At 73.0% G+C, this 21,683-nt stretch carries 19 protein-coding genes and 3 pseudogenes; 10 read left to right on the top strand and 12 right to left on the bottom strand.

Annotated features, from left to right (window positions below):
* Nucleotides 1-31: 31 nt before the first annotated feature.
* From OG440_RS35910 to OG440_RS35900, 3 genes are all read right to left on the bottom strand, one after another.
* A complete protein-coding gene (locus OG440_RS35910; protein ID WP_406010931.1) occupies nucleotides 32-652 on the bottom strand; it encodes a hypothetical protein in 621 nt (206 codons plus the stop codon).
* A gap of 131 nt (nucleotides 653-783) precedes the next feature.
* Nucleotides 784-1,851: a DUF2332 domain-containing protein gene (locus OG440_RS35905; protein WP_406010930.1), complete on the bottom strand. Its 1,068-nt coding sequence runs from the start codon at nucleotides 1,849-1,851 to the stop codon at nucleotides 784-786.
* Nucleotides 1,852-2,395: 544 nt separating this feature from the next.
* Nucleotides 2,396-2,632, bottom strand: coding sequence for a hypothetical protein (locus tag OG440_RS35900; RefSeq protein WP_406011579.1), 237 nt, complete (start codon nucleotides 2,630-2,632; stop codon nucleotides 2,396-2,398).
* Between OG440_RS35900 and OG440_RS35895 the strand changes: the two are divergent.
* Nucleotides 2,577-2,852, top strand: a pseudogene (locus OG440_RS35895) (MFS transporter); the annotation flags it as partial. The gene OG440_RS35900 and the pseudogene OG440_RS35895 overlap by 56 nt on opposite strands.
* 51 nt (nucleotides 2,853-2,903) lie before the next feature.
* Here the strand turns inward: OG440_RS35895 and OG440_RS35890 are convergent.
* Nucleotides 2,904-3,764 (bottom strand): oxygenase MpaB family protein, encoded by an 861-nt coding sequence (locus tag OG440_RS35890; RefSeq protein ID WP_406010929.1) that lies wholly within the window; start codon nucleotides 3,762-3,764, stop codon nucleotides 2,904-2,906.
* Nucleotides 3,765-4,049: 285 nt separating this feature from the next.
* Here OG440_RS35890 and OG440_RS35885 point away from each other — a divergent pair, with 285 nt between their 5' ends.
* The 3 genes from OG440_RS35885 (at nucleotide 4,050) to OG440_RS35875 (ending at nucleotide 7,917) form a co-directional block, all read left to right on the top strand.
* A complete protein-coding gene (locus OG440_RS35885) occupies nucleotides 4,050-6,224 on the top strand; it encodes an FG-GAP-like repeat-containing protein (RefSeq protein ID WP_406010928.1) in 2,175 nt (724 codons plus the stop codon).
* 210 nt (nucleotides 6,225-6,434) lie between these two features.
* Entirely contained in the window at nucleotides 6,435-7,121 is a 687-nt protein-coding gene (locus OG440_RS35880; RefSeq protein ID WP_406010927.1) for a LysE family translocator, read from the top strand.
* A 115-nt stretch (nucleotides 7,122-7,236) separates the two neighbouring features.
* Nucleotides 7,237-7,917: a pyridoxamine 5'-phosphate oxidase family protein gene (locus OG440_RS35875; protein WP_406010926.1), complete on the top strand. Its 681-nt coding sequence runs from the start codon at nucleotides 7,237-7,239 to the stop codon at nucleotides 7,915-7,917.
* A gap of 7 nt (nucleotides 7,918-7,924) precedes the next feature.
* Here OG440_RS35875 and OG440_RS35870 read toward each other — a convergent pair whose 3' ends face one another.
* A complete protein-coding gene (locus tag OG440_RS35870) occupies nucleotides 7,925-8,371 on the bottom strand; it encodes a hypothetical protein (protein ID WP_406010925.1) in 447 nt (148 codons plus the stop codon).
* A gap of 413 nt (nucleotides 8,372-8,784) precedes the next feature.
* Between OG440_RS35870 and OG440_RS35865 the strand changes: the two genes are divergently transcribed.
* On the top strand, nucleotides 8,785-9,609 hold the full coding sequence (locus OG440_RS35865) for a class I SAM-dependent methyltransferase (RefSeq protein ID WP_406010924.1): 825 nt from the start codon (nucleotides 8,785-8,787) through the stop codon (nucleotides 9,607-9,609).
* 105 nt (nucleotides 9,610-9,714) lie between these two features.
* Here OG440_RS35865 and OG440_RS35860 read toward each other — a convergent pair whose 3' ends face one another.
* The 3 genes and pseudogenes from OG440_RS35860 to OG440_RS35850 all read right to left on the bottom strand — a co-directional run bounded on the left by OG440_RS35860 (nucleotide 9,715) and on the right by OG440_RS35850 (nucleotide 11,025).
* Nucleotides 9,715-10,068 carry a VOC family protein gene (locus OG440_RS35860; RefSeq protein ID WP_406010923.1) on the bottom strand — a complete coding sequence of 118 codons (354 nt, stop codon included), beginning with the start codon at nucleotides 10,066-10,068 and terminating at the stop codon, nucleotides 9,715-9,717.
* 141 nt (nucleotides 10,069-10,209) lie between these two features.
* A pseudogene (locus OG440_RS35855) lies at nucleotides 10,210-10,347 on the bottom strand (ATP-binding cassette domain-containing protein); the annotation flags it as partial.
* A gap of 12 nt (nucleotides 10,348-10,359) precedes the next feature.
* Nucleotides 10,360-11,025 carry a DUF4097 family beta strand repeat-containing protein gene (locus OG440_RS35850; RefSeq protein ID WP_406010922.1) on the bottom strand — a complete coding sequence of 222 codons (666 nt, stop codon included), beginning with the start codon at nucleotides 11,023-11,025 and terminating at the stop codon, nucleotides 10,360-10,362.
* A gap of 221 nt (nucleotides 11,026-11,246) precedes the next feature.
* Here OG440_RS35850 and OG440_RS35845 point away from each other — a divergent pair, with 221 nt between their 5' ends.
* The gene (locus OG440_RS35845) at nucleotides 11,247-12,002 is read left to right on the top strand and encodes a helix-turn-helix domain-containing protein (RefSeq protein WP_406010921.1); all 756 of its coding nucleotides are present in this window, start codon (nucleotides 11,247-11,249) and stop codon (nucleotides 12,000-12,002) included.
* Between the two features lie 100 nt (nucleotides 12,003-12,102).
* Here the strand turns inward: OG440_RS35845 and OG440_RS35840 are convergent, their stop codons facing one another.
* The gene (locus OG440_RS35840; protein WP_406010920.1) at nucleotides 12,103-13,896 is read right to left on the bottom strand and encodes a hypothetical protein; all 1,794 of its coding nucleotides are present in this window, start codon (nucleotides 13,894-13,896) and stop codon (nucleotides 12,103-12,105) included.
* Between the two features lie 323 nt (nucleotides 13,897-14,219).
* On the opposite strand from OG440_RS35840, the gene OG440_RS35835 reads away from it, so the two are divergent.
* The 3 genes from OG440_RS35835 (at nucleotide 14,220) to OG440_RS35825 (ending at nucleotide 18,351) form a co-directional block, all read left to right on the top strand.
* Nucleotides 14,220-16,286, top strand: coding sequence for a DUF4139 domain-containing protein (locus OG440_RS35835; protein WP_406010919.1), 2,067 nt, complete (start codon nucleotides 14,220-14,222; stop codon nucleotides 16,284-16,286).
* Nucleotides 16,287-16,294: 8 nt separating this feature from the next.
* Nucleotides 16,295-17,854 (top strand): mucoidy inhibitor MuiA family protein, encoded by a 1,560-nt coding sequence (locus OG440_RS35830; protein WP_406010918.1) that lies wholly within the window; start codon nucleotides 16,295-16,297, stop codon nucleotides 17,852-17,854.
* Between the two features lie 350 nt (nucleotides 17,855-18,204).
* The gene (locus OG440_RS35825; RefSeq protein WP_406010917.1) at nucleotides 18,205-18,351 is read left to right on the top strand and encodes a hypothetical protein; all 147 of its coding nucleotides are present in this window, start codon (nucleotides 18,205-18,207) and stop codon (nucleotides 18,349-18,351) included.
* 60 nt (nucleotides 18,352-18,411) lie between these two features.
* On the opposite strand, the gene OG440_RS35820 is transcribed toward OG440_RS35825, so the two are convergent.
* Both OG440_RS35820 and OG440_RS35815 read right to left on the bottom strand, forming a co-directional pair.
* Nucleotides 18,412-18,966: a DUF1360 domain-containing protein gene (locus OG440_RS35820; RefSeq protein WP_406010916.1), complete on the bottom strand. Its 555-nt coding sequence runs from the start codon at nucleotides 18,964-18,966 to the stop codon at nucleotides 18,412-18,414.
* Nucleotides 18,967-19,225: 259 nt separating this feature from the next.
* Nucleotides 19,226-19,696 (bottom strand): SPW repeat protein, encoded by a 471-nt coding sequence (locus OG440_RS35815; RefSeq protein ID WP_406010915.1) that lies wholly within the window; start codon nucleotides 19,694-19,696, stop codon nucleotides 19,226-19,228.
* A gap of 278 nt (nucleotides 19,697-19,974) precedes the next feature.
* On the opposite strand from OG440_RS35815, the pseudogene OG440_RS35810 reads away from it, so the two are divergent.
* Nucleotides 19,975-20,076, top strand: a pseudogene (locus tag OG440_RS35810) (hemerythrin domain-containing protein); the annotation flags it as partial.
* Nucleotides 20,077-20,147: 71 nt separating this feature from the next.
* On the opposite strand, the gene OG440_RS35805 reads toward OG440_RS35810, so the two are convergent.
* The gene (locus OG440_RS35805) at nucleotides 20,148-21,608 is read right to left on the bottom strand and encodes an aminotransferase class I/II-fold pyridoxal phosphate-dependent enzyme (RefSeq protein WP_406010914.1); all 1,461 of its coding nucleotides are present in this window, start codon (nucleotides 21,606-21,608) and stop codon (nucleotides 20,148-20,150) included.
* Nucleotides 21,609-21,683: the final 75 nt, after the last annotated feature.

The following is a 21,683-nucleotide window of genomic DNA, read 5'->3' as shown; positions in this document are numbered from 1 at the left end:
ACCTCGTCGTCCCTGACCCACCCGCCTCGCTCTACCCGCCCTCGACGGCGGAGTTCGAGCGGGTCGCGTCGGCGTTCCTCCGCGCCCGGGAGCGGTCGAGGAACCATGCGCCCAGAGCCACCAGCACCGCCGCCCCGAGCCCGTACAGCGGGAGCCACCGGGTCGTGGTGGATGCCAGGCAGTCGGCGACGGCCTCACGTCGTTGGATGTCCTGCGTCCGAACCAGGGCCGCACGGTCGCGGTCCGCGAGGCTTCCCAGCGAGGCCTCCGTCCGCAGGCTCTCGTAGGCGCCCACCTCCTGGCACTCGCTGCGGGTGCCCGGCATCGGGAAGAGCCAGACCGAGCGTTGCAGCACGGGGGCCAGCGCGATCGCGACGCACAGGCCCACCACGAGGGAGTAGGCGACCAGGGTCTGTACATAGGCGCGGCGCGGGCCGGGCGTCCAGGGAGGCAGCCGGCAGAAGCCGACGATCACCGCGAGGAGGGTCATGCCGATGTACGCGGCGAACCACTCCCAGGAGCCGTCCGCCAGGGCGAACGTCAGGACGGCGGCGAGCCCGATGCCGATGACCCCTGCCTGACCGGGGGTGCCGTGGGCGCCCGGGTCGGCCGGCGTGGATGTCCCGGTGTGCCGAGCAGCGCGATCGCCCACGGTCTTTCCTCCCTCGTCCGAGGCCACCAGTCTTCGCGCACATCGCGCCGGTGGCCTGACACCGCGGGTCGGCCGGGCCCCGGAGCCGCCCGATCGGCGGAGCCCGCGGGGAAGCTGACGAGAGGAAAGCGCTAGGACTCTGCCAGCCATGCCAGCAGGCGGCCCCGCGACCAGCAGCGGCCGAGGGCCTCGGCGTGCAGGGCCGACCGGTCGAGCTCTACCAGGCCGATGATGCTGTGGCCGGAAGCGTGACGGTCACCCAGTGTCGGTACCGTCGGCGCGACTCCGACACCCTCCGCCGAGACCCACGCCACCGGCCGGCCGGCCGCCGCTTCCTCGAGGCGCCGCAGGAAGCGCAGGCGGCGTTCGGGCGGGAAGCGTGACAGCGCCCACGTCGTGGTGACGACCGGCAGGGCGTCCGCGGGCACGTGGGCGAAGGCGTCGGGCAGCATGTCGACGGCGTCGCCTCGCAGCAGGAGCGGAGGGGCCGTCGCCGCCAACGCGATCTCCGCTTCGAGCATCGCGGCCCGCTCCGGCTGACCGGGCCACAGGCAGGCGCGCAGCCACCGGGCGTCATCCGCGTCGCTCACGTCGAGCGGGTCGGGGTCGACGCCCACGCGGGCCACGACCTCGGGCATCGCCCGCGCCGGGACGGGCCGGTCCCCCACGATCGTCGCGGACAGCTGTACGGGAGACGACGAGGCGCCCAGCGATGGTCCGTTGCCGTACCTGATGCCGACGCGGTCGACACCGAGGTTGAGCCCGGCCGAACAGCCCACGTCGATCAGCCCCACCGCGTCCGCGCCCGCCCGCCGCGCCGCCTCGGCGACGGCCGGATACAGCACGGCGCCGCGTCCGCTCTCGTCGGTCCGGAGCCTCCGGCGCGTGGCGATCTCCACGACCGGGTCGGTCATGCACAGCAATGTGTCGATGGCCGCGTCGGCGGCGGCGTCGGCGTCCGCGGCCGCGTAGGCCGCTGCCAGCGCGGGGGCGCGTCCGGCGAGGGCGAGGTCGTGCAGCGCGGCAAGGACCACTGCGGGATGCCGCTTGCGTGCCGGCGCCGTCCCGATGGCGGACAGCGCCCTGTCGGACTCGCTCAGGGCGACGGCGACGCGCGCGTACAGCGGTGATGATTTTCCGGCCGCGTCGACCTCACCGAAGTGGCGGTACGTCTGAGCGAGTGTCCGCGTCCTTGCCACGGGTACGGTCCTCGCTTCCTGCGGTCGGTCCCGGCGTGCCGATGCTCCTGGTCATCGCAGGCGCCGTGCACGTGCGTCGGTGGCGTAAGACGAGCCGTGGCGAGGCGCGTTGCCGCCAGCGTGGATGACCGCGATCGGGTAGGCCCTACGGTATCCCTCGGCTGGTGCCCCTCCGTGCCGCACCGGCCCGGCCCCCAAAACCACGCGGCCGAACCGAGGTTGAGGACGTGCGGCCGTCACCTCGTGAAGCGCAGGTGTGCGGGGGTGTTTCGGGGGCAGAGGCGCTGTGGCAGAGGTGTTGCCGGGGGCGGCTCTGCCTGGGGAGGTCTGCGCCGCCCCCATTCCCTGCCCTGTGCCCCGCGATCCCCGGCCCTTGGCCCGGCCCCCGGCCCCGGCCGAACGCAGGAGGGGTGGCGTGTTCATCGTCCCCGGGTGAGTCGCGCGAAAGGGGGCAGAAGCCATTGTCAGCGCGGCAAACACCTGGTGCCTCACTGCGCACGCAGGTCATCTCACGCATGACGAGCAAGGAACTTCAGTGGCTGACCTACTGACCGACGGTCAGCCCGACCCAGCGCGGTCCGGGCCGACGGACGTCGCCGAACTGCCCCCGCAGGTCCGTGAGGACCTGACGCGCAGGCTGCGGCGGTACAAGCGTCCCTTCCGCGACGAGGACGTCCAGGTCGTCGAAGCACCGTTGCTCCGACGCGCGGTCGGTGCCTCGGGTGGCCGTGGCCGCGTTCGGCGGTACGACCCCACTGGTCACGGAGGCGCTGGTGAGCATCACCGGAAACGACCTGATGCCCGCGTTCTACCTGATGGCCGCCGGTGCCATCGGGTTGTTCACGGTCCGCTTCCTGCCCGAGAGCGCCCAGGTGTCCCTCCACGGCTCCCAGCCGATGGTGGGATCGGGGAAGGAGCGCCGGGAACTGATCGTCACCTCGCGGGAGCTGTACCCGCTCGCCGGTGACGAGGCGGACGAGAGCCGCGCGCGTCGGCGATAGTGCCACGAAGGTCCCCCGTACCGGCCGACCGCGACCTGGGCCGGCCCGCGATCACGTCGTGCCGGGTCGGCCCGGCGGGGTCATGACCCAGCGGATGGTCCGGGTCAGGGCCTGTCCGGTGGGGCGTACGGCGAGGTCCTCGACGACCGGGACCCGGGGCAGCCACAGCATGCCCCGGGCCCAGGGCGGGAGCAGCACGACGGCGTTCACGGCGAGCCCGGCGTACAAGGGGCGTGCCGCGAGGGGCAGGGGAGGCTGGAACAGCAGGAAGCGGGCGGTGGCCCGGGCCTCGGACGTGGCCTCGAGTTCGCGGCGGTAGGCGGTCAGGCACGCGGCCAGCTCGCGACGGTCGCGCGGTGGGTCGCTCACCCCCAGCGCCTCGGCGACCCGCGCGGTGTCGGCGACGTAGGCGTCGTAGCCCGCGGCGTCCAGCGGGTGGGCTCCGAAGCGTTCGTGGGCGCGCAGGAAGCTGTCCGTCTCGGCCGCGTGCACCCAGCCGAGCAGGTGCGGATCGGCCGCGTGGTACGGGACGCCCGCGGCCGTCGTCCCCCGGATCCGCTCGTGGATGGCGCGGACGGTGTCGACCGCGCGCTGAGCGTCCGGGGCCGTGCCGTAGGTCGTCACGGCCAGGAAGGTGCTGGTGCGTTGCAGTCGGCCCCACGGGTCGCCGCGGTATCCCGAATGGCCGGCCACCGCCGCCATGGCGAGCGGGTGCAGGGACTGCAACAGCAGCGCGCTCAGCCCGCCGATGAACATCGAGGCGTCGCCGTGGACGGTGCGGATCGGGCGGTCCGGATCGAACCAGCGCGGGCCGGGGGTGTCGTGGATGCGGGCACGGGTGGCCGGTCCGTCGGGACCGGCGACGCGGCGGAACAGGGCACGGCCCAGCTGCTCACGGACTACGGTCAGCACGGTCGGCCTCCTCTCCTCCTGCTGTCCAGTGTCCGTGATGCCCGTCCGAATCCGGGCACGGTCGCGCTCACCCTTCGCCGGTACGCCCCTCCCCGGCGGCAGACCGGGCCGCGGGACGCGACAGCGGCCGCCGCTCCCCCGCGGGCCCGGCGATCAACCTCCGCCCGCGCCGCCCCGCTCCGCACGCCCGGCATCGATCATTCGGTTCCGTACAACCCGCGGGATGCCGTGCGGGTCATAGCTTCCGAGACGACGACGGGACCGCTCGTCACACAGGGGGCCGGCATGAGCACTCGCACGATCAGACGCACCTCGTTCACGATCGGGACCGCCGTCGCGCTGGCGGTCGGCGGCCTCGGCCTCGCGCCGACGCCGGCGGCGGCCGCACCGGGTGCGCCACGGGTGACCGACGACGAGACAGTGATCCCGTTCGGCACCAGGGGGGACCTCAAGGCCTACGTCGAGACCCTCGCGCTGGGCGGCGGGAAGCTGAGCGTGCTGGGGACGGCCGACCCCGAGCCGCAGCGCGCGCTGTGGGAGTTCGACCTCCCGGCCGTCGGTACGCCCCGGCCCGGACCCCGGCAGCTCGCGGCGTCCCACGTCTGGACGGACTACCCGTGCGAGGGCGTCGACCCCGCGGAGTACACGTGCGGCGCGTTCTACTCCAAGCTGTGGGCGCTCGGCGACGGCCGGGTCGGCTTCATGACGCCGTTCGGCGGCCAGGAGGCACTCGGGGGCGGGGCGCCCAAGGGCGAGCTCGGGCTGGGCACGTTCGACTGGGAGTCCCCGGACCACGTGGTGGCCGCCGGCGGTTCGTACGTCGCGGTCGACGACGACGGCGTGCAGCGCATCGGCTCGTTCGCCCCGGGTGTGTCCTACCCGGGGCAGGTCCACACCCGGTCGGTCACCGCCGTGTCCCTGTGGGGCACGAAGATCTGGAAGCCGGGCGGCGTCGCCGGCACGGTCAACTCGTACGACCTGGTCACCAAGGCGACCTCGGCGAACGTGGTGCTCGGCTCGGGCTGCGTCCCCGACGACCTGCAGACCGTCGGGCGGTGGCTGTACTGGCGCTGCTCCGCGTCCCGCAAGGCCGGGGTGTGGGACAGCGGCACCGGCAAGAACATCCCCGTACCCGGCGCACTGCCCGCCAAGGTCGGTGACGGCTATCTGGTGCAGCAGTCGGCGGACCGGCGGACGGTGACCCTCACCGACTTCCACCTCGGCGGGGGCCACCCGGCCGCCACCTCTCCCTTCGCCACGGCCCCCGACGAGGCGGGGATCAGCATGCTGACCGTCGACCGCTACGGCGGCCACGTGGCCTACGTCGACGGCGAGCAGATGATCCACATCCGGCCGGTGACGGTGCCGCGATCGCGCATCAGCCTGTTCGACTCGCGCACCGACCCCACCGTGGATCTGCGCACGGCGAGCGACCGTCTGTGGGAGGGCACCTGGCGGTTCACCCGCCCGCCCGCCTCCTGGAAGCTCACCGTCAAGGACGCGTACGGCAGCACCGTCCGCACCCTCACCGGCGACTCCCACGAGGGCGCCGCCGTCCGGGCCTCCTGGGACGGCAGGAACGAGGCGGGCGAGAAGGCGGTGAGCGGCCGCTACCACTGGACCATGACCGTGGACCCGGGCGACGGCGGCGCCGTCCGCACCCTCCCCACCGGCGACTTCCGGCTCTCCGGTGGCCGGTCCGCCTTCCACGACGCCGACACCGACGGCTACGGCGAGCTGTACACGATGACCGGCGGGGGTCTGCTCGAAGCCCACCGGTTCGCCGACGGCAGGCCGACCGACTCTCGCGGTTGGTCGGGCTGGAGCCAGGGCACCCGCTTCGTCCCCGTCGGGGACATGACCGGGGACGGCTGCTCCGACATGCTCAGCAGGACCACCGACGGCAAGCTGTACCGGCACTCCGGCGGCTGCACCGGCGTGTTCCTGCCCGACGCCGAGCGCACCCTCGTCGGGACCGGCTGGAACGGCTTCGACACCGTCGTCGCAGCCGACGACTTCACCGGTGACCACCGCACCGACCTGCTGGCCCGCCAGACCACGACCGGCCACCTCTACCTGTACCGGTCCGACGCCCAGGGCTCGTTGGACCCGGGCGTGCGCGTCGGCACCGGATGGAAGGGCTACACCGTCGTCGGTGCCGCCGACGTGACCGGCGACGGCATCGGCGACCTCCTCGCCCGGGACGCGGGCGGCGAACTGTGGCGCTACGACGGCAACGGCACCGGCGGCTTCAAGCCTCGGACGCTGGTGTTCCGGGACTGGGGCGTCGGCCGCGACGCGATCGTCGCGGTCGGCGATGTCACCGGCGACGGCTTCCCCGACCTGGTCTCCCGTACCACCGACGGCAAGCTGCTGCGGAACAAGGGCTGGGGCGACGGCACGTTCAGCGCCACCTACACCCTCGCCTCCGGCTGGCAGAAGTACGACGCCCTGTCCTGAGGCGACACCGAAGGTCACCGAGTGACGGCCCCGCACCGCGTGCCCCGTGCGCGCGCCGTGCGCCCGTGCGTCCCGGCGCGACGAGCGCGGTGTTCTCGCGAGAACTCCTCGCTCGGCGCATCGGGTGGCGAATCCGTGGAACGTGCCCAGGCACGAGAACCACGGAAGCGCCTCCCGTCCGTCGGGCCGGGATCGAGAGAGGAGTGGGCCTTGTCGGTCGATCTCGCGGGTTTTCTCGGTGTGGTGATGGTGGCTTACCTGGTGCCCGGCCCGGACTTCCTGGTGATCGTCCGGGCCGCCACGGTACGCGCCTCACTGGGACGGGCGGCGGCGCTGGGAGCCCAGACCGGGCTGTGTGTGCACATGGTGGCCGCCGCCCTCGGCCTGTCCGTGGTGGCCGCCCGCTCGCCCGTCGCCTTCACGGCCGTCAAGCTGGCCGGAGCCGCCTACCTGGTGGTGCTCGGCGTACGCGCCCTGGTGGCGGCCCGTCGTGCCGCCGTCGCCCGCCGGAAGGGGAACGGGCCGGTGGAGGGTGCGAGCGACGGCGGGCGGGAGCAGGCCACCGGCCGAGCGGACTCGGGACCCGGTGGGTGGCGGGGCACCTGGGGGCGGAGTTTCCTGGACGCTTTCCTCACCAACGTGCTCAACCCCAAGGCGGCGCTGTTCTTCCTCAGCGTCCTGCCGCAGTTCGTTCCTCACGATGGCTCGCCGACCAGGCAGATCTTCTTCCTCGGGACGGTGGACGTGCTGATCGGCGTCGTCTACTGGCTGGCTCTGGTGAGCGTCGCCGGCAGGCTGCGCGTCCTGTTGAGCCGGCCGGCGTTCAGGCACCGGTGGGACGTGACCACCGGTTGGCTCTTCATCGCCATCGGGGTCGGTGTCGGCGCAGCCAACTGAATTCCTTCGCTTTCAGTGGAAACCACGGTACGAGAAAACCGATTCGGTTGATCACTGGCCAACTGGCAACGATATCGGTAGCTTCTGGGGGCGCGCACGTAGCGAAAGGACCGACGTGAACCACACCCCCCTCCCTCCCACGCTGCCGGACACCGACCGCACCCGTCACCGTCGTCTGCGGGACCAGGGAAGCCTGGAACGTGCCGCGCTCGACGCCGTCCTGGACGCGGGCTTCCTCTGCCACCTGGGGGTGGTCGTGGACGGGCACCCGATGGTCGTTCCCACGGTCTACGGGACCGACCACCGGAACCTCTACCTCCACGGATCGGTGGCCGGCCGAAGCCTGATCGCGTCGCCCCGGGCGACGGTGTGCGTCACGGTGACGCACGTCGACGGCCTCGTCCTCGCCCGGTCGGTGTTCGAACACGGCGTGAACTACCGCAGCGCGATGATCTACGGCGTCCCGCGCCCGGTCACGGATCCGGAGGAGAAGCTCGAAGGGCTGCGCCTCCTGACCGAACAGGCCGCACCGGGACAGTGGGACCACGCACGCCGGCCGAACCGCAGGGAACTGGCCGCGACGGTCCTGCTCGCCCTCTCGCTGGAAGAGGCGTCGGTCAAGACACGCAGCGGGGGGCCGGACGACGGCGACGGACCCGACGCCGCCCTCGGGATCTGGGCCGGGGTCCTTCCCCTGCTCTCGACCTGGGGCGCACCCGAGACCGACCCCCTGCTCCCGCCCGGCATCGAGGTCCCCGACCACGTCGAGTCCCGCGAGGGCACTCGGCTCGGGTGATCGGCGGTCAGCAGGCGTCGTACTTCCAGGCGTCGCCCTCCAGCGCCCACGGCTGCTTCGTCTGATCGAACTTGGGCAGGCCCTCGACCTTGTAGGTGGCCAGGCCGACGTCGCCCGAGACCTCGGCCCGGACGTCGGTCGCCGCGTGGTCGGGTCCGTAGTCCGTCGCGGCCTGCCGCACGACGCCGGCGTACGTGTCCTTGGTGATCTGCTTCGCGCAGCGCGCGGACAGCATGGCGTACGCGGTGTCGGTGTCGGCGGCGAAGTACGAGGCGGTGTAGACGGCGACGGCGGCCATGAGGTCGTCGCCCTCGTGCGCGGCGGGCACGCTCACGGTGGGCTCGGCGGCGGGCGTCCCGCTGTCGCTCGCGGCCGGGGCGTCGTCGGTCGAGGAGCAGGCGGTGAGCGCGGCGAGGAGCAGGGCCGCGGTGGCGATGGTCGCGCGGGTGCGCATGGATGTCCCCCCTGGACGGTGGTGCCGAAAGGGCATGGTGACACGGCGACGAGGAGCGACGACCACGCAGGTGGGATATCGGAGGGACCCTGTGACAAGGCGGCCATGGGCAGGTGACACTCGGGCACGTCAGCCGCTCCCTTCGCACGACGCCCGGTCGGACTGCGGGGTGGCACGTGTGGCGGGCGCCCCCTACCCGCCGATTGGCTCAGGCACGGCGCGCCTCGGTCACGGAGGCGGCGGTCGGTGGAGGATCGGGGCGCGGCGGCCTCGGGACGGGCCGTCGGGCTCCGCCCCACCGTGTGAAGAGGTCCGGCCATGAGACCGTTCGACGATCCGCTGTGCCGGCCACGCGCGGTCCGGGCACCAGCCCGCGTCACGGTCAGCGCCCTCGACGTGCCGTGGACCGCGAGGTGAGCGGCGCCGCGCCCGGGGAGGCGCCGGGCGGCGGCCGTTACGGCGAGGCCGTCTTCCGTCCCGAACAGACGGGCGAGGGCGAGCGCATCGACTTCGGCGCCCTCGCCTACGACGACACCACCATGGCCCGGCTGCGGGCCCTCGGGGCCGGCCCGGGATGGCGCTGCCTCGACGTGGGGGCCGGCACGGGAACGGTCTCCCGCAGACTGCTGGAGGAGGCCGGGGTGGCGAGTGTGCTCGCCGTGGACCGCGACGTTCGTTTCCTCGAGGCGCGGCCCATGCCCGGGCTGGACGTGCTGGAGGCCGACATCAGCGCGCCGGACGCCCTGACCGGCGTGTTCTCGCTCGTTCACGCCCGCTTCGTGCTGATGCATCTGCCCGAACGCGAGCGCCTGATCACCGCGTTGGCCGATCTCGTCACGCCCGGCGGTGTCCTGGTGCTCAGCGACGCGATCGACCTGACGAGCGACCGCACGCCCGACACGCCGTACAGCTCCGTGATGCGGGCGATGTGGCAGGGGCTGCGGACCGGCATCGGCACCGACGTCTCCTGGGTGCCGTCGTACCCGCGCCTGCTGCGGGCGGCGGGGCTCGTCTCCGTCGCCGCCGAGGTCCATGTGCCGCCGCTGCTGCCGGGGAGCCCCATCAGCCGCTTCTGGGCGGACACCTGGGAACGGAGCCGAGCGGCGATGGTCGCCACCGGCCTGGTCGACGACACGGCCGTCGACGAGGCGGTCCGGTACCTGGGCTCCGTCGAATGCGCCGCGCTCTCGGCCGGCATGCTCACCGTCTGGGGCCGGAAGCCCGCAGCTTCCGTCTAGTTCACCACCAACCGGCCGCTGCGCAGGGCCCCTTCGACGGTGCCCGGCCGGCGTTCGTCGCCGGGCAGCCCCTACGAGAGCGGCACCGTTCGAGTGGAGGCGCGGTCAGGCGGGCTGCCACAGCTCGATCCGATTGCCCTCCGGGTCGGTGACCCAGCCGAAACGGCCGACGCCCTCCATGTCCTGCGTCTCCTCGGTCACGTCCGCTCCCCCGGCGCGCAGTTGCGCGAGCATCGCCTCCAGGTCGCGGACCCGGAAGTTGAGCATGGTTCCCTGGGAGCGGGACCCGAAGTAGTCGGTGTCGGACTCGAACGTCGCGAACACCGTCGGCCCGGCCTCCTGACGCCACAGGCCGTGCTCCTCGGCGTCCAGGCCCAGGCAGTCGCGATACCAGGCGCTCAGGGCCGCCGGGTCCGTAGCCCGCAGGAAGTACCCACCGATTCCCAGCACACGTTCCATGCCGCCATCTTGCCAGGACGGCGACCGGCCGGGCCGGCAACGCCATCCCTCCCTTCACCCCGGGACGCGAACGAGGCGGCGTGCGCCGACGGGGTGTCGGGGTACGCCGCCTCGGGGTGGGCGGGTGGTGGGGGGTGTCCCGGTGGTCTTGCCGGCGCCGTTCGGCCCGAGCAGGGCGAAGATCGTTCCCTCGGGGACGGCAAGGTCGATGCCGTCGAGCACGAGTTTGTCACCGTAGGACTTGCGCAGCCCGTTCGCCGCGATGGCGGGGTAGGTCATGTCGATCGCTCCTCAGAGGCTGCGGGCGACGATGTCGCCGTAGGCGGTGGTCGCGTGGATGCTCAGGGCGGGGGCGCCGTCGGTGTTCTTGAGCGCGTTGTGGATGCGGCCGTAGGTGGTGCCGGCGTCCAGGGAGGCGGAGACTCCGCGGGCGGCTCCGACCGACACCTCGCCGGCGTCGGTGCGCAGCATGAGCGTGCCGCGGACGGCCTCGGCGATACGGATGTCGCCCTTCTTGGTGCTGATCTCCGCGGGACCGTTGAGGCGGCCGACCGCGACGTCACCGGCGAGCAGGGTGAGGCGGACGCTCGCGGCCTCGTCGAGCTTGACCGAACCCTGCGAGCTCTTGAGGACGACGTCGCCGAGGCGGCCGACGCCCCGGAAGTCGGCGTCGGCCGCCTGCCCCTCGACCCAGGAGTCGACGGGCAGTCGGACGGTCACCTCGACGGATCCGGAGTTGCCCAGGACGCGGTTCCGCGCCGAGGCCTCGATCCGCAGGACCCCGCCGCCGAACTCGACCCTGACCTGCTCCGCCGCCTTCACGTCACGGCCGTTCGAGGCGTTCGCGGGCAGGACCTCGACCGTGGTGTCGGCCCGATCGGCGGCGATGAACCGGATGCTCCCCGCGGGGATGTCGAGGACGGCGGTGATCGAGCCGGGGGTGTCGAACGTCTGCATGATGCTCTCCTTCGATCCGTTGTTTCCGACACCGGAAAAGCTACGTTGCATTCACAGTTCCATCAACATCTTCGTTGCACATGGTCGACATAAGACCAGTTGAGAGCTGCTATTTCGTTGCAATGGCTGGCGATTCAACGCAACGCAATAGGCGCGATCGTTGCAATGGATGAGAAGTGAACGCTATGCTGGGGGCCACACGGCGCACGAAGGAGACCTCAATGCCGGGAGGCAGACTCACCCAGCAGGAACGTCAGCAGATCTCGCTGGGACTGGCCGACGGCCTCGCCTATGCGGAGATCGCCAGACGTCTCGACCGTCCGACCTCGACGATCACACGCGAGGTGATGCGCAACGGCGGGCCCACCACCTACCGCGCGGACCTGGCCCACCGCGCCACCGAACGCCGTACGCACCAGCGCAGGCCGGCCGCGCCCCGGGGTGCGGAGGCGCCCGCACCGGCCCACGGACGCGACGCCGAGGCCGTCCGCGAGTACGAGGAGATGTTCACCACCCTCCTCATGGGCCAGGGCCTGCCCAAGATGATGTCCCGGGTGCTGACCTGCCTCTACACCACCGACGCGGGCAGCCTCACCGCGTCCGAGCTCGTCCGGCGCCTCGAGGTCAGCCCGGCGTCCGTCTCCAAGGCGGTCGCGTTCCTCGAGAGCCAGGGCCTCATCGGCCGGGAACGGGACGAGGGCCGCCGTGAGCGCTACCTCGTCGACAACGACGTCTTCTATCAGTCGACGATCGCCAGTGCGCGGTCCAGCGCCCAACTCGCGGACGCCGCGCGGCAGGGTGTCGGCGTCCTCGGCTCCGGCACCCCGGCCGCCGTCCGCCTGGAGAACATCGCCCGCTTCGTCGACTTCGTCGCCGAGGGCATAACCCGCGCCGCGGAGCAGGCCCGTGAGGTCCTCCACACGAAAGCCAAAACGCCCTCGGACGGCACGGCCGAGCCGGGTCCCGGGCGCGGATAGCCGCCCGTCCGGACGGTCCCGGCCGGCCGTGGACGTCACGGGGAGCCGTCGGCGGCGGTGGACCGAGCCCCGGGCGAGGGTCCGCCCCGCCAGGGTGCGGTCAGGACAGGGGCGGCAGTTCCCCGCCGGACGTGGTGTCGTTCCCGGAGGACAGCGACTCCTTGATCGCGCGGAAGAAGGACCGCCGCTCGACCACCTGCGCACCCGGCGCCTCGGCCAAGGGCTCGGGACGGTGCCCGAAGCCGGCCGGCAGGGAGGGCAGCCCCAGCGCCGCGAAGGCCTCGTCGACGTGCTGCCGCGGTTCACCGGTACCGCGCAGCACCGCCGTCAGGGGACGGGGGTCCGTCTTCCCGTAGGCAGCCGCCAGCGTGGTGGCCCGCTCCGCCGCCTCCTCCTGCGTCGGCATCTCGGCCGGGTCGGCCCACCAGGCGTGGGCGGCCACCAGGCGGCCGTCGCGGTAGAGATGGAGCGTGTAGTCCGCGCCCTCCTTGACCGCCACCAGGACCGGCCACTTCTCACCCCGGCTGAAGGTACCGACCAGCCGGGGCAGCGCGCCCTCGCCGAGCAGGGTGCCGCGCAGGCCCTTGCGGCGACCCGGCGGATCGGCCGAGGGTGCCGTCTCGACGAACGTGCCGCCCCCGCGCGCCGGTGCGAGGCGCATGGTGGTGCCGGTGATCAGAATCGCCTCGCGAACGTCCCGCAGCGGCGCGCCGACCAGCGCGACGGCCATGACCGAAAGAGGGACCGCGGGACGGGCGGGCTCCTCCGCCGCACCCGCCGCACCGGCCGCACCGGCCGCACGGGCCGCACCCGGCATACCAGCCGCACCCGGCGATCCGCCGACGGTCGGCTCCGGTACGGGATCGCCGAAGTAGGGCGTCCGGCGGGCGACGGCGGCGCGGACCCCCTGGCGCATCAGGAGGAAGATCTCCCGCGGGTCGCCCAGGTACGCCCAGGGAAAGGTGCGCGCGTCGGTGCCGATGAGCCGGAAGACCTCCAGGGCGTCGGCCTCGCGCCCGGAACGGATCAGCGCGAGCGCGAGGTGGTTGCGGAAGCCCGCCGCCCGCCCGTCACCGGCCGCGTACGCGGCGGACAACTCCAGGCCCGCCTCGACGATCCCCTCGATCCGGGACCAGGCCACCGGCCCCTTCCCCATCCCGGCGTCGTGTTCCAGCGCGTATTCGGTGACCGCGTGCAGGGGCAGTCCGCGCAGCGGGGAACCCTCGGGAGCCGCCGCCGCGGCCGACTCGGCGAACTCGAACATCTCCGCGTGGGAGCCGTACCACTTCTGCGCCAGGTAATGGACCGCGTGGGAGTGCAGACCCACGTGGTGCGGGTCGGCTTCGCGCCCCCGCGCCAGGTACTCGTCGAAGGCCTGGCGGGAGGCGCCGAGCCCCATGGCGTGGGCGATGAGGATCCGCCAGGGGACGGGGTCCCCGGGGTTGAGGTCGGCAGCCGTCCGCAGGACCGGTGCGGCATCGCGCAGGACGGCGTGAAACGCCTGGAACTGCTCCCGCGACACATGGCGGGCACGCGCGGCGGTGCGTATCTCCCATGCCCGGTCGATCTCCAACTCGGCTGCCACCAGCGCGAGATCGGGGTCGCCCGGCCGCTGCCGGCGCCAGTCGCCGAGCCATCCGGTGTGGTGCAGGGCGAGTTCGGCCAGGCCGGTGCTGTACCGGCCGCGCCGGTCCCAGTCACGGGCGGCGCGCGTCCCGGCCATCAGCTCCGCCGCCGGCTCCCAGGCCCCCGACCGAGCCGAGGAGAGCGCGGCTCGCAGCGCGGGGTCCGGCGCGTCCACCTCCACGGCCCCGTCCGCCGGCAGCCCCTCACCGGTGGCCGCGAAATGCCGCAGCATCCGAGGCAGCGCGAGCACTCCGGGCAGCTTGCCCACCACCAGTTCCTCCCCCGGCGGCCCCCGGCCGCACACAGTCGACCGTCGACGCGGCGCACACCTTACCGACCGGGCGCGGGACGCCCGACGCCGAGGCGACCGGCCCGGCGTACGCGGCGGACGAGGCCGGGAGGCGAGGTCGGTGGGCCCGGGCCCGGGGCAACGCCGGAGGGGCGAAGAGAAGGGCCGCTGTCCAAGATCCGTCGGGCGGGCCACCCGGGCGTAGGCTTCGCTCAGCACGGACACGGCGGGGGGCGGGGCACATGACGACGCGTACGGCATGGGGTCGGACGGCACAGAGGTGGGGGTCGACCCTGGATTCGGTGGTGGTGTACGCGCAAGGCGCGGTCTGCCGCCGTCTGGCCTCGGGCAGTGTGCCGCCGGACGGCCGGGTACGGGTGACGGGACTGCCGCGAACGCTCGACCCGGGGTCCCTGCGAGCCCGTGTCACCGGCACCCCCGGTGTGCGCGTCACCGAGGCACGGGTGGAGGTCGAGGCCGAGCCGCCCGCCACGGCCGTCCCCGACACCCTGCGGCGCGAGATGGAGCGACTGCGGGACGCATGCGAGGCGGCGCGGGGGCGCCGGGACCGGCAACTGGGCCTGATCGAGGAGGTCAAGGGCCTGCGCCCGGTGCCGCCCGCCCGCAGGCGCGACGACCCGCACCGCCGCACGCCGGTGGACGCGTGGCTGGAGCTCGCCGCGTTCGTCGACGACCGGCTCACCGCACTGCACACCCGTCTCGTCGAGTTGGAGGAGACGCTGGACCACGCCGAGCACGCGCTCTCCGTGGCCGCCGACCGGCTCGCCCATGCCTCCGCCGACTCCCCTGCGGCGCATGTGGAGACCACCGTCTCGGCGGTGCTGACTCTCGACGGCACCGGTGACGCGGAAGTCGAGCTGGAGTACGGCGTGCCCGGCGCGGTCTGGGTGCCGGCCTACCGGCTCACCTACCGTCAGGACGACAGCAGCGGCCGTCTGGTGCTGCGCGCCTCGGTGGCCCAGCGGACCGGCGAGGACTGGACCGGCGTACGCATCGCCCTGGCGACCGCCGACCTGCGGCGCCGTACCGACCTGCCCACACTCCGCTCGATCCGGATCGGGCGCCGTCAGCCCGCCCCGCCGCCGTCCGGCTGGCGCGAGCCGCCGTCGGGTCTCGCCGACCTGTTCGCCGGGTACGACGCGTCACCCCTGCGGCAGGCCGCGGCCGCCGGTCCCCTGACTCCCGGCGCCGGCCCCGTGGCGGCCGGCCCGGCGTACGTTCCGGTTCCGCCGATGCAGCCGGCACCGCAGGGCTACGGCGAGTCGCTCGCCGGGGCGCCGCCGGTCTACGGCGCACCGGTCCCGACGCCTCCGCCCGGCAGCGCGGGCGGCGCCTACTCCCCACCCTTCGGCGGCGGCACGGCCGAGGGCGCGGAGCCGGTGCCGTCACGACCGGGCAGCAGGCCGCGGGCCCGCAGCATGCCCCTCGCGGCGCCCGCAGCCCTGGCTCCCCCGGCCCCCGCGGCGCCCGGCGCCGCCGCGCCGTCGCAGGCTGTGGCACCGACGGCCGGTCCGCCGCGGCCGAGCGGCGCCGAACTCGACTACACCGGCCTCGTGTTGTGCGGCTCCGACGAGCCGGCCGGCCGCCGCGGGCGGCTGTTCCCGGACTCCCCCTTCGACCCGATGGCGGCCGAGTACCGCCGCCGCGCCGAGACGGTGACCGCGCTGCCGCTCCCCGGGCACGCCGTACGGCCTCGCGAGTCGGCCGGTTCCTTCGACCACCGCTTCGACGCCGTCGCCCGCGCCGACATTCCCTCGGACGGCACCTGGCACACCGTCACCGTCGGCGAGATCCCGGTCGGTCTGCGCACCGAGTACCTCTCTGTGCCGTCCGTCGAGCAGACCGTCTACGCGACCCTCGTGTTGTCCAACTCCACCGACCAGGCTCTGCTGGCCGGCCCGGTGGAAGTCACGGCCGGTGACGACTTCCTGCTGACCACCGCCCTGCCCACGCTCGCCCCCGGCGGCGAGTGCCGGGTGGGACTCGGCCCGGCCCAGGGCGTCCGGGTCACCCGCCGTACGAACCTGCACGAGTCGACCGCGGGGCTGCGCAACAACACCACCGTGCTCGACCATCGCGTCCACGTGGAGCTGGCCAACCAGCTCGGCGAACCCGTCACCGTGGAGGTCCGCGAGCGGGTCCCGGTCACCTCCGACCCGGACATCCGGATCGAGGAACGGGCCGACTGGACGGCACCGCGTGACGGCGCCGGCCCCGAGCGGCACGCCCCCGGCACCCGTATCTGGCGGGTGGAACTGCCCGCCGGCGCCACCACCGCCCTCGACGGCGGTTACGAGATCCGCATCGCGTCCGCCAAGACGCTGGCCGGCGGCAACCGCAGGAGCTGACACACCACATGTCCATGGCACAGGAGTCGATTCCCCTCCCCGTCACCGCCGTCACCTGTCTGGAGGACCGCGCCCACGTCGAGCGCACCACCGTGCTCGACCTCGAAGCGGGAGTCCAACGGCTGCGTCTCGGGCCCGTCAGCGCGCTGGCCGTCGACCGTACGCTGCATGCCGAACTGACCGCCGAACACCCGGCGACGGTGCTCGACGTGCGGATCGTCCGCGACTGGACACCGCGCCGGCCGCACCCCGCCGCCGACGACTCCGCCCTGCGCCACCGCGAGCACACGCTCGAAGAGGAACTGCTCGCCCTGGGACGCCGGCGCGACCGGCTGCACGCCCGCCTCGACGCGCTGGGCCGTCTCGCGGCCGATCTGCTGCGCGAGATCGCCGAAGGTGCCGGCTCGGGAGAGACCGAAGGCCTGCGGTGGACCCGCGAACTGGACCGGGTGGACGAGGAGCGCGACTCCTACGGTGAGCAACTGCGCGTCCTGGACGCCCGGTCGACCGCCGTCGGGGCCGAACTCGGCGAAGTCCGGCGGGTCATGGGTCTCGTGGAGGAGCAACCCGCAGAAATGACCGGTCACATCGAGCTGACCCTCGACGCCACGGCCGCCGGACCGGCCGGGCTGCGCCTGAGCCACCTCACGCCCTGCGCGCTGTGGCGGCCCGCCTACCGAGCCGTACTCGACGGCGGCTCCCTCACGCTGGAGACCGACGCGATGGTCTGGCAGCGCACGGGCGAGGACTGGTCCGACGTACGGCTGACGCTGTCGACGGCCCGCTCGGCACAGTCCACCGAGCCGCCCCGGCTGGACGAGGACCGGCTGACGCTCCAGGACCGCACCGCCGCGGAGCGCCGCACCGTCGACGTCGAGGTGCGCGAGGAGGAGATCGCGGACCTCGGTCCGACACCGGTGCTCGGTCTGCCGGGCCTGGACGACGGCAACGAGGTACGGGTGCTGAACTCCCCCGCGCCGGTCTCCGTGCCCTCGGACGGACGCGCCCACCGTGTGCCGCTCACCTCTTTCACCACGACGGCCGGCCTCGAGTACGTGTGCACACCCGAGCTGTCGCCGCTGGTCACCCAGGTCGCGCGGTTCGACAACCGGTCGGGCCACGCCCTGCTCGCCGGCCCCGTCGACCTGATCCGCGGCAGCGGATTCATCGGCCGCGGCACACTGGACTTCACGGCCCCCCATGCCCCCGTCGAGCTCGCCTACGGCAGCCGCGACGACCACCGGGTGGTCCGGCACACCGAGGAGACCCGCGACACCGCCGCACTCACCCAGCGGACCGTGCTGACCCGCACCGTCCGGCTCCATGTGTCCCGGTTCTCGTCCCCCGGCGAACACGGCGACCGGCTGATCGTCCTGCGGGAACGGATCCCGGTCTCGGAGGTGTCGGCGGTCGAGGTACGGCTGCGCAAGGAGGCCTGCTCCCCCGCCCCCGACACGGTCGACGCGGACGGCATCGCCGGCTGGAGCCTGGCCCTGCCACCCGGTGGCCGACGCACCGTCACGCTCGTCTACGAACTGTCGGCGAGCGCCAAGGTCGCCGGCCTGTGAACCGCCCCGCTCCTCGCCACCTGCCGTGACGAAACCACACCGGCCCCGCCACGGGTGGGGCCGGACGGGTCAGTGGTCACGCAGCAGGGGTGGCACCGGCCGGTACCAGGTCTCGGCAGGACGATCCGGCCGTGTCGCGCGCCGGTCGTCCGGGCGCGGGGAGGGGTCCGGCACCGGCACCGGCTCCGCCCTACGGCGGCCCCGCCGCGTCCACGTCGCAGGACGGGTGCGCTCTCCTGCTCGGTCGGGGTACTCGGCTCTCGGCCGCAGAGCACGCCGGCACGGTGTGAGCCGCGTGGACACCGGAGCATGAGCACCGGAGCATTGGAGCACCGAGAGGAAGGCCGGTCATGAGTGAGCAGACACCGTCCCAGGCCGAGGGCGAGCGCCACGAGGAAACACCGGAAGGCACGGCGGAGCACGGGCATCGCGACGTGCCCCGGACCACCCCGTCGCAGGCGGAGGGCGAGGACACGGGGGAGGACGAGGACCAGTAGAGCACCGGCCGGCGAAGGAGCGGCTGAGCCCGTCCCGTCGGCGCTGTCGGACTCCGGTCGCTAGTCGGCCGTCGACGGCCCGGTGGTCTTGTCCACGAGTGCCGCGTACGCCAGTTGCAGCGCGTCCGCCCCGGCGAGGGCGGCGAGTCCGCCCATGGCGGTGCGCGTGGCGCGGGGCCAGAGCAACTGGCTCGCGGTCAGGGTCGAGACCACCCAGACACTCGTGCAGAAGGGACAGGTCACCAGCTCGCCGACGGTGTCCTCGCCCTCGTCGGCCCGCGGCTCCTCATGCAGTTCGGCCGGGCCCTGCGGACCGAGGTACCGGGTGAAGGGGGCCCGCAGCGGACTCGTCACCGCCGCCTTGCTCAACAGTCGGCTCAGCCGGAAGGCGGCCAGTGACGTCAGCACGATGTCGGAAGGCTCGGGGCGGTCGGGCAGGGGGCGCCCACGGAGCCGTACCGCCATCGCCCAGGCCGCCGTGTACGCACCGAAACCGGCCATGGCCGTCAGATAACCCCCGAGGGGCCGCTCGGATCCCGCTGAATAGTCCCGCTTCGTACTGCGGAGGAATCCGTGCAGACGTCGTGCCAGGCGGTGGTCACCCGTTGTGCTCATGTGCCGCTCCAGTCCCGCTCGTTCACCGGTCCGTCCTGCCGCCGTTCTCGTGCTCTGCCCGGTTCCGTCGGCGCATGGGCTACCGGGTCCCCACCAGGGAGTACGGCAAACGAAGCCGGCGCAGGCCCACTCCCCGCTCGGCCGTAGGCCGTCGGTCCCGCCTCCCGAAACCCGCAAAGGAGGACGGCGATCGCGGGGTCGCGGTCGCCGTCGGTATCGGTGTCGGTGTCGGTGGTCCGGTCGACTCGTAGCCGCCGCGTCAGCGGGCCATCCGGGCCGAGCGGCCACGATCACCCCTGTCCGTGTCGCCGGCCGCGGCGCTGGCGGCCAGCGCGAGCAGCAGGGCGATGACGCCGACGATGATGTTGTTGACCACGGTACGTGTGGTGTCCACGTTCCCGGCCACCACCCATGGCGCGACGATGGTCCAGACGCCGAGCACCGCGGCTGCCCACGCCCGGGCGTGGGTGCGCTCGTAGGCGTGTCCGAAGCCGCCCATCAGCAGTGCGTAGGCGACGCCGGTGATCAGGTTGTTCACGGTCAGGGTGCTGAAGTCGTTGAAGCCCGCGATCCAGGGGGAGGCGGCCAGGTACAGGCCGGTGATGAGGGCCATCGCCTCGACGGCCTGCCCCTGCTGGGTGGTCACCGCCCGCTCGGCCCTGGCATGGCGCTCCCGCATCTCCAGGATGTCCGGATGCGACTCCATCGTCGTATGAGTCTGGTCGGTCATGATCGCCTCCTGATTCGGGGACGCACCTTCCATGTGTCCCGGCGTCCGCCCGAGTACCCCCTCCACCGCTCACCCTCCCGCGTAACTGCGGGCAATATGGCGGAAACCTGACGGATCGGGCGGACGTTCCGGCGGAGGCACGCACGGGCGCCCGGATGCCGCGCCGCGCCCCGGACTCCGCACCCCGGATGCCGCGCCGGTCGGGCGTATCGCGGCGGGAAGGGTTATGCGCAGCGATCGGCGGACGATGGCCCTGGACGGAGAGACACAGTCCCCTCGGTGTGGAATCGGGCCTGGCGAACATGGCCCTCGGGCCGGTCGCCGCCCTCATGGACCGCACAAAGGACGCGGTGCGCAAAGCCATGGGCAAGGAAGGCTGAGGCCGGCGGCCTTCAGGGGCGGCAGCCCGGCCGTTCGGACGGGCTGCCGTTCGGAGGGGAAATCTCCGTGCTCAGCGTCGTACCACGCGCAACGACCGCACCGTCGGGTCGGCCGCGTCCGGGATCAGCACGCCGTGCTCGACTCCGCTGCGCAGATAGTGGAGAACCTCCTCGGTGATCACCTCTCCCGGGGCGATCGCGGGCACGCCCGGCGGGTACGGACTGATCATCTCCGCCGCGATCCGGCCGGCCGCGCGCTCGGCGGGCACGTGGTCGACCTCGGCGAAGAACGCGTCACGCGGCAGCATGGCCTGCTCCAGTTCCAGGTCGGAGGGTGCCGGCAGGTGGACAGGCGACCGGCGCTCGATGGAGTCGGCGCCTTCGACGAGCGCACGCAGGGCGTCCAGCAGGACCTTCTCGGTCTCGTCGTCGTCGGCGTACGTGATCGAGGCGCTGAGACGGCAGGAGTCGGAGCCGCCGACGTCGACGTGCCGGTGGGTGCGCAGCCATTCGGCGGCCTGCATGCCACTGATGCCGAGCCCCCGGACATCGATCACGATCTTCAGGGGGTCGAAGGAGGCGGCGAGCCCCTCGTCGACGATCTCCCGGCCCATCGGCCGCAGGCCGGACAGTTCGGCTGCCGCCGTGCGGATGCGTTCCGCGCGGTGCAACGCGTCGTCCAGGAGGTCGTGCCCTTGCTCGACCATCTGGCGGCGCCAGCCGTCGAGCGTCGCGTACACGAGGGACGAGGCACTGGTGGTCCCGAGCAGGTCCTCCCGCTGTTTGAGGACCTCCGGCGACACCCGGTCGTACTGGAGGTGGAAGACGGAGCTCTGCTCGACGGCACCGCCCATCTTGTGGACGCTGGTGACCACGAGGTCGGCCTCTGCGTCCATGCCCCAGGCGGGCAGCCCGGGATGGAACGGCAGGACGGCGCCCCAGGCCTCGTCGACGATGAGGGGCACGTCGTACTCGTGGCACACCCGGGCGACGCCCTGGATGTCGGCGCAGGTGCCCCAGTCGGTGGGCGTGATCAGCAGCATGCCCTTGGCGTCCGGGTGTACCCGCAGGCGGCGGCGTACGTCGTCGGGCTCCGGCGGGTGGGCGATGTGACGCTCGGCGTCGAACTTCGGGTGGACCCAGATGGGTTGGACCCCGTTGACGACGACGGCCGCGATCACGGACTTGTGCGCGTTGCGGGAAAGGAGCAGCTTCTCGCCGGGGCCGGCCACCGCCAGCATGGCGGTCTTGATCGACAGGGAGCTGCCGCAGGTGGAGAAGAACGCCTCGGTGGCGCCGACCGCGTCCGCCATCAGTTCCTGGGCCTGACGGAGCACTCCCTGGGACTGGCGTCGGTCGTCCAGCCCGTTGAGGGACAGGACGTCCGAGCGGAACACGTCCAGTCCGACGATCTCGGCCACTCGCGGGTCCACACCGCGGCCCTGCTTGTGTCCGGGTGGGCCGTAGGCGATGTCCCCACGGCGCCGGAACTCCTGCAACGCCTCCAGAACGGGTACCCGCGAGTGATCCATCGTGCCTCCCAGCCGCACAACCCGGGACGGCGCCGCGCACGCCTTCCTCGAAGCACCGAGTGCACCCGCGAAGGG

The sequence above is a fragment of the Streptomyces sp. NBC_00637 genome (assembly GCF_045161545.1).
In the GTDB taxonomy this organism is placed as follows: Bacteria; Actinomycetota; Actinomycetes; order Streptomycetales; family Streptomycetaceae; genus Streptomyces.
The sequence above is the reverse complement of the archived record's forward strand: the minus strand, read 5'-3'. Positions and strand labels throughout refer to the sequence as shown.

What these genes read in the sequence shown, in the direction of transcription:
- OG440_RS35900 (WP_406011579.1), bottom strand. Translation starts at nt 2,632, where the DNA reads ATGCTCACCAGCGCCTCCGTGACCAGTGGGGTCGTACCGCCGAACGCG.
- OG440_RS35885 (WP_406010928.1), top strand. Translation starts at nt 4,050, where the DNA reads ATGAGCACTCGCACGATCAGACGCACCTCGTTCACGATCGGGACCGCC.
- OG440_RS35870 (WP_406010925.1), bottom strand. Translation starts at nt 8,371, where the DNA reads ATGCGCACCCGCGCGACCATCGCCACCGCGGCCCTGCTCCTCGCCGCG.
- OG440_RS35860 (WP_406010923.1), bottom strand. Translation starts at nt 10,068, where the DNA reads ATGGAACGTGTGCTGGGAATCGGTGGGTACTTCCTGCGGGCTACGGAC.
- OG440_RS35850 (WP_406010922.1), bottom strand. Translation starts at nt 11,025, where the DNA reads ATGCAGACGTTCGACACCCCCGGCTCGATCACCGCCGTCCTCGACATC.
- OG440_RS35845 (WP_406010921.1), top strand. Translation starts at nt 11,247, where the DNA reads ATGCCGGGAGGCAGACTCACCCAGCAGGAACGTCAGCAGATCTCGCTG.
- OG440_RS35830 (WP_406010918.1), top strand. Translation starts at nt 16,295, where the DNA reads ATGTCCATGGCACAGGAGTCGATTCCCCTCCCCGTCACCGCCGTCACC.
- OG440_RS35825 (WP_406010917.1), top strand. Translation starts at nt 18,205, where the DNA reads ATGAGTGAGCAGACACCGTCCCAGGCCGAGGGCGAGCGCCACGAGGAA.
- OG440_RS35820 (WP_406010916.1), bottom strand. Translation starts at nt 18,966, where the DNA reads ATGAGCACAACGGGTGACCACCGCCTGGCACGACGTCTGCACGGATTC.
- OG440_RS35815 (WP_406010915.1), bottom strand. Translation starts at nt 19,696, where the DNA reads ATGACCGACCAGACTCATACGACGATGGAGTCGCATCCGGACATCCTG.
- OG440_RS35805 (WP_406010914.1), bottom strand. Translation starts at nt 21,608, where the DNA reads ATGGATCACTCGCGGGTACCCGTTCTGGAGGCGTTGCAGGAGTTCCGG.